This is a genomic window from Anaerolineae bacterium (assembly GCA_014360855.1).
Lineage (GTDB): Bacteria > Chloroflexota > Anaerolineae > JACIWP01 > JACIWP01 > JACIWP01.
The window spans coordinates 1-5,189 of sequence record JACIWP010000217.1; the positions used below are offsets into that span (position 1 = coordinate 1).

General features: G+C 61.4%; 6 protein-coding genes. All 6 read left to right on the top strand.

Going from position 1 to position 5,189, the window contains the following annotated elements; all coding sequences use genetic code 11:
- A partial coding sequence (locus tag H5T60_11290) for a hypothetical protein (GenBank protein MBC7243016.1) occupies positions 1–193 on the top strand: 193 nt, incomplete at its 5' end.
- A 24-nt stretch (positions 194–217) separates the two neighbouring features.
- A complete protein-coding gene (gene csm2 / locus H5T60_11295) occupies positions 218–676 on the top strand; it encodes a type III-A CRISPR-associated protein Csm2 (protein ID MBC7243017.1) in 459 nt (152 codons plus the stop codon).
- A 39-nt stretch (positions 677–715) separates the two neighbouring features.
- Entirely contained in the window at positions 716–1,564 is an 849-nt protein-coding gene (csm3, locus tag H5T60_11300) for a type III-A CRISPR-associated RAMP protein Csm3 (protein MBC7243018.1), read from the top strand.
- A gap of 17 nt (positions 1,565–1,581) precedes the next feature.
- Entirely contained in the window at positions 1,582–2,652 is a 1,071-nt protein-coding gene (csm4, locus tag H5T60_11305) for a type III-A CRISPR-associated RAMP protein Csm4 (protein ID MBC7243019.1), read from the top strand.
- Entirely contained in the window at positions 2,649–3,797 is a 1,149-nt protein-coding gene (gene csm5 / locus H5T60_11310; protein ID MBC7243020.1) for a type III-A CRISPR-associated RAMP protein Csm5, read from the top strand. Before csm4 ends, csm5 begins: the two co-directional genes overlap by 4 nt.
- 2 nt (positions 3,798–3,799) lie before the next feature.
- A complete protein-coding gene (locus H5T60_11315; GenBank protein ID MBC7243021.1) occupies positions 3,800–5,056 on the top strand; it encodes a TIGR02221 family CRISPR-associated protein in 1,257 nt (418 codons plus the stop codon).
- Positions 5,057–5,189 lie beyond the last annotated feature (133 nt).

Sequence of the window (5,189 nt, forward strand, 5' to 3'; positions counted from 1 at the left end):
GCCGGCGCAGGTCTATTTCGGCCCGTGGATGTGGCGGCTGGCGTACTACATGGCACGCCGGCGATCCGATTCCCATATGCCAGAGGAGGTGAAGCAGGAACTGAAAGAACTGGAGGAACGATTGGTGCAGGACCCGCGGCAGATGGAGATCATCGGTCTGGCGGCGCGCTGGGCCCATTACCTGGCAAGATGAGCGCATGATCATGAGGAGGTTACCATGAAAGAGAAGAATCCCCAGCGGGAAGCAATTCAGGCTGCACTTAAGGACATGCCCTTAATGATCCGAGACGGAGATGCCCAAAAGATCGTTGCACATTGTAAAGCGATTGCACCATTGTTGTCCAAAGTTTCGGCGTCCCAGATTCGGAACGTGTTTGGTCCGGTAAAACGGATGGAGTTAGAATGGACGAAAAATGCACCTGAGGATAAAGCGCGTGCGGTTTTCAGACAGTTGGTATTACTACGTTCCAAATTGGAGTACATGGTAGCAAGGGCTTCCAAGGATAGCAAAGAGCATATGGAGAATTTCCAGACATTGTTGGATGAAGCCATTGAACAGGTTGAGGCAGGTTCTGATTTCCAGACTCGTCGTGCATATTTCGAAAACTTTGTCGCGTTTTTCGAGTCACTTGTGGCATTTCACAAGCGACATGAGCAACGTTCGTCGCGGCAATGAACTTTCGAGATCAAACAGTGACAGCGAGGAGGGAAAAACATGGGACAGAGCACTTCTGGAACGCAGGCGATAGCAGTTACCTTGAAGGGTCGAGTTCTCATCACTGGCTCCATCAGGGCAGTGACTGGTCTCCACATCGGGGCATCGAAAGATGTGCTGGATATTGGGGGTGTGGATTTGCCGGTTATCCGCAATCCCATGGATCGCCGGCCATATATCCCTGGCTCATCTTTGAAAGGAAAAATGCGCTCTTGGCTGGAGAAGTTGTATGGCAAACCGCAAAATTGGAACCTTTCTAAAGGTGGATTAGTCCAGGAAAAGCCCAAAGAGCCAAAGGATGTGGTTCTGCATCTGTGTCAAGATGCCGAATCAGCATCGGAGTGCGAGGTGTGCAGAACCTTTGGCATAATGGGGCAATCGGGCCCCTCGATGCCGACCAGACTGATGGTTCGGGATATCCTTTTGGATGGGGAATCGATTCCCGAGACTGTGATCGACTACACCGAGGTCAAGTGGGAGGCGGCCATTGACCGGGTGACGTCGGCGGCCACCCCGCGGCAGATCGAGCGCGTGCCGGCCGGCGCCGTCTTCCAACCCATGGAAATCGTCTTCAACATCTACGAGGAGCAAGACGTCGAGCGCCTGAAGGACGTCATCACCGCCATGCAGTTGGTCGAGGACGATTACCTGGGCGGGCACGGCTCGCGTGGCTCCGGCAAGGTGGCCTTCGAGGGTCTGAAGGTGGTCTGCCGCGCCGGCAAGGAATACTCCGAACATTGCCCGGAGCCAGATGCGTTCCCCACCAAACTGTCCGAGTGGACCGATGACCACAAGAATCGGCTCTGCGAGTGGATCAGGGAAGTAGTATTTCCGAAAAGCGCATCCTGAGCGGAGGAGGCCTGGCAATGCCTGAGAGGGTTTTTCGCCTGGTGCCGAAAGGCGCCGTCCATGTCGGCACCTGGGGCATTGGGCGGGAAGAGGTGCTGGATTATATTCCCAGCGACACGCTGTTCAGCGCCCTGCTGGTGCAAAGCCTGCGCTCCCAGGGGGAGCCGGCATTCCTGCCGGAGCTGACCACGCCATCGGAAGGGGAGCCGCCTCTGCTCCTCAGCTCCGCCTTCCCCTACGCCGGCCCGGTGCGCTTCTTTCCTCAGCCGGCGGGCCGGCCGGCGGCTGAGCCGGACGATGAGATGGACAAGGACTTCCGCAAAGCGCGCTGGGTCTCCGAGGAGATCTTCCATGCCCTGCGCCAAGGGCGTGTTCCGCAGGGGGAGTCGGATGGGCGCGTGAATCTGGTGCAGGGGAAAAGCGTCTGGCTGACGCGAGCGGAACGCCGGCAGATCGTCCAAGCGCTGGGTATCCCCGACGCGCCGGGAGCGGCGGAGAGCGACCTGCGGCTGTGGGCGACGGATGTGGTGCCGCGGGTGACGGTGGATCGGCTGAGCAGTGCGTCGAACCTGTTTCACGCCGGCCGGCTGACTTTCGCCCAGGGCTGTGGGCTGTGGTTCGCCGCCCGAGGCACGGAGGAGGCGCTGGAATGGGTGAAGTCTTTCCTCCAGCTCCTGGCGGATGAGGGCCTGGGCGGCCTGCGCTCGGTGGGACATGGGGCGTTCACGCTCGAGGATAAGGAGTGGAAAGTACCGGCCCTGCCGGCGCCGGCGGAAGGGGATGCCTATTTCATCACGCTGTCGCGCTATGCGCCCCAGCCGGCGGAGTTCGACGTTGTGCTTCGCTCCGAGCAGGCCGCTTTCGCGCTGGAAGTGATCGCCGGCTGGTGCCAGGACGATGCCGGCCACCCTTGGCGCAGAAAACGCATCCGCATGGTCAAGGAAGGCGCACGGCTGGGCTGGCCGGGGCATGTACCAGGTACCGTGGTGGATGTGCGGCCGGCGAACGTGCCGCAGTTTGCGGAGCGCCCGGTGTACCGCTGGGGCCTGGCGTTCCCCGTCGCCGCCGGCGGAGGAGGGGAGCAATGAGCAAGATGCTGACCATATACCGCATGACTATCGAAACACTGACGCCGGTGCATATCGGGACGGGCACCACGTTGTTGAATAACTACGATTTCGTGGTGCAGGGGGGCAAAACGTACCGCCTCAACGTGGACCGGGTGCTCGATTACCTGTGGCCGGAAGATGTGGATGCCATGTTGCCAGCGGAAAAGGACAAACTGCTCCGCACACCGCCGGGGCAGTTGTTGAAGCCCAAGGACTTGCAGGAGCACCCGGAGCTGGTGCTCTATGTCATGCAGGGTGTGCCGCAGGTCAAAGGGACAGACGCCGGCCAGATACGGGAGCAGATCAAGGATGCCTTTGGCCGGCTGTACATCCCCGGCAGTACCATAAAAGGCGCCATCCGCACCGCCCTGGCGCGCTATCTGGTGGGGAAAATGCAGTTGAAACCATTGTCTCTGGTGCAGGGCCGGTCTCGACGGGAGAGCGCGGATAACGCGTTGGATGCCCGCCTGTTCCGCCCCCAAACGGATTCGGCCAATTACGATCTCCTGCGCGCCCTGCGGATCGCGGACAGCGAGCCGATAGAGACGGACCCTATCCTGGCCAATGTGCGGGTGTTCCGCGGTACGAAGGGACAATCGCCCATTGCGGTGGAAGCGGTTCCCGCTGGGGCTGTATTCCAGACGGAACTCATCCTGGATGAATATCTGCTCCAGAGGCAGGCCGGCGAGCTGGGGTGGGATACTGAGCGCGTCCAGGCAGTGCGCAATTTCTGGTTCTGGGCCACTTGCCGGAACATGGCGGACCATCAGATACAGAAGGAGAAAGAATTCTGCGCCGCGAATGACATGAGCGCCCTGGCAGATTGGTATAAAAGTCGTTTGCGTGAGCTGGAGCAGATGAAGGACACGTTGGAATGTCTCCTGCGCATCGGCTGGGCCGGCGGTTGGGAGAGCAAGACCCTGGGGAGCGAGATCCTGGCGGCTGACGCGAAGGAGTTTCGCCGACTGCGGGAAGATTTCGATCTGGGGAAACCGCCTCGCTTCCGAGGCAAATGGACCCCTTCTAAAGAGTTCCCCCTCAGCCGGCGGCTCGTCGTCGATGCCAAGGGGAATCCCGCCGCACCCATGGGCTGGGTGCTGGTGCGGTTGGAAAAGGTGAGGTGACGATGGTGCGCAAACTGCTGTCGTTCCTGGGGACGACCGACTATCAGGAGGTGGCGTACGGCTTTGGCGGGCGGGAGCACCGCACCCGCTACGCGCCGGCCGCCCTCTGCCGCCTGCTACAGCCGGACCCTGAGACGCTGGTGATCTTCGCCACGCAGGAGGCGGAGAACAAGCACAGCGCCGGCCTCCGGGAGGCTGTGGGCGACTGCCTGCCCCTGGAGCTGGTGCGCATCCCCGCCGGCGCCCGCGAGGAGGAGATGTGGGACATCTTCCGCATCATCACCGAACAGGTGGGTGAAGGGGACGAGGTCTATTTCGACATCACGCACGGCTACCGCTCGCTCCCCTTCCTCAGTTTCCTGGCGCTGGCCTATTTGCGCACGGCCAAAGGCGCGGCCATTCGCGGCGTCTACTACGGCGCCTACGAGGCCCGCAAGGATGGGCACACCCCTATCTTCGACCTGACGCCCTTCGTGGAACTGCTGGATTGGACGGTCGCTGCGGACCGCTTCATACGTTTCGGCGACGGCAGAGACCTGGCCGATCTGGCGGGGAGGGAAAAGTCGGAATGGGCGCGCCGGGGCGAGGTGGAAAACAAGGAGATGTTCGCCTGGGGCCGGCTGGCCGACAGTTTGCGCGATATCTCCCTCGCCCTGCGGCTTATCCGCCCGCATGAGGTCATGGAGAAAGCGCATGCCCTACAGGAGCACCTGCGCACGCATTTCGCCGGCTCGGAGGCGCGCCGCGTCTATATCGAGCCCCTGCGCGTCCTCTTGGAGAGGGTCGGCCAGGCCTTCGCACCGCTGGCACTGGACAAGCCGCGTCAGGCCGGCAGTCGCCAGGACCTTCTCCACCAGCGCCGGCTCATCCGCTGGTATTTCGAGCACCAGCAGTACGTGCAGGCGCTGGCCCTGGCGCGGGAGTGGCTCGTCTCCTGGGTCATTGCCCGCATAGGCCATGCGGCTCCGGTGTACGGCAGGGAACGGCGGGAGCAGGCAGAGAGGGCCTTGAACGAGGCCGGCCATCGCCTGCGGGACAAGAAGGCCGGCGAGACCGCCGGCGCGGAGAACGTGTCGGAACCATCCATCCCCGAGGATGTGGCGCAGTTGTGGGCCAGTATCACGGAGCGCCGCAACGATCTCCTGCATGCCGGCATGCGCGCACAGCCCGTGTCAGCGAAAACGGTGGTGGACGACGTCGCTAAGTTCGTGGAGAGCATCGAGAAACTTTCCATACCCGGCGCCGAGAACTCGACATAATAGCGTACCACAGAATCTCAACGGCCTATCATCCTGGTGCGGAGGGTACCGCATGATATTGTTGAACTTCACGCATCCATTGAGTCACGCACAGCTACAGCAGGTGCAGTCCATGGTGACGGAGCCGATCGAG

What these genes read in the sequence shown, in the direction of transcription:
- H5T60_11315 (MBC7243021.1), top strand. Translation starts at nt 3,800, where the DNA reads ATGGTGCGCAAACTGCTGTCGTTCCTGGGGACGACCGACTATCAGGAG.
- csm5 (MBC7243020.1), top strand. Translation starts at nt 2,649, where the DNA reads ATGAGCAAGATGCTGACCATATACCGCATGACTATCGAAACACTGACG.
- csm4 (MBC7243019.1), top strand. Translation starts at nt 1,582, where the DNA reads ATGCCTGAGAGGGTTTTTCGCCTGGTGCCGAAAGGCGCCGTCCATGTC.
- csm2 (MBC7243017.1), top strand. Translation starts at nt 218, where the DNA reads ATGAAAGAGAAGAATCCCCAGCGGGAAGCAATTCAGGCTGCACTTAAG.
- csm3 (MBC7243018.1), top strand. Translation starts at nt 716, where the DNA reads ATGGGACAGAGCACTTCTGGAACGCAGGCGATAGCAGTTACCTTGAAG.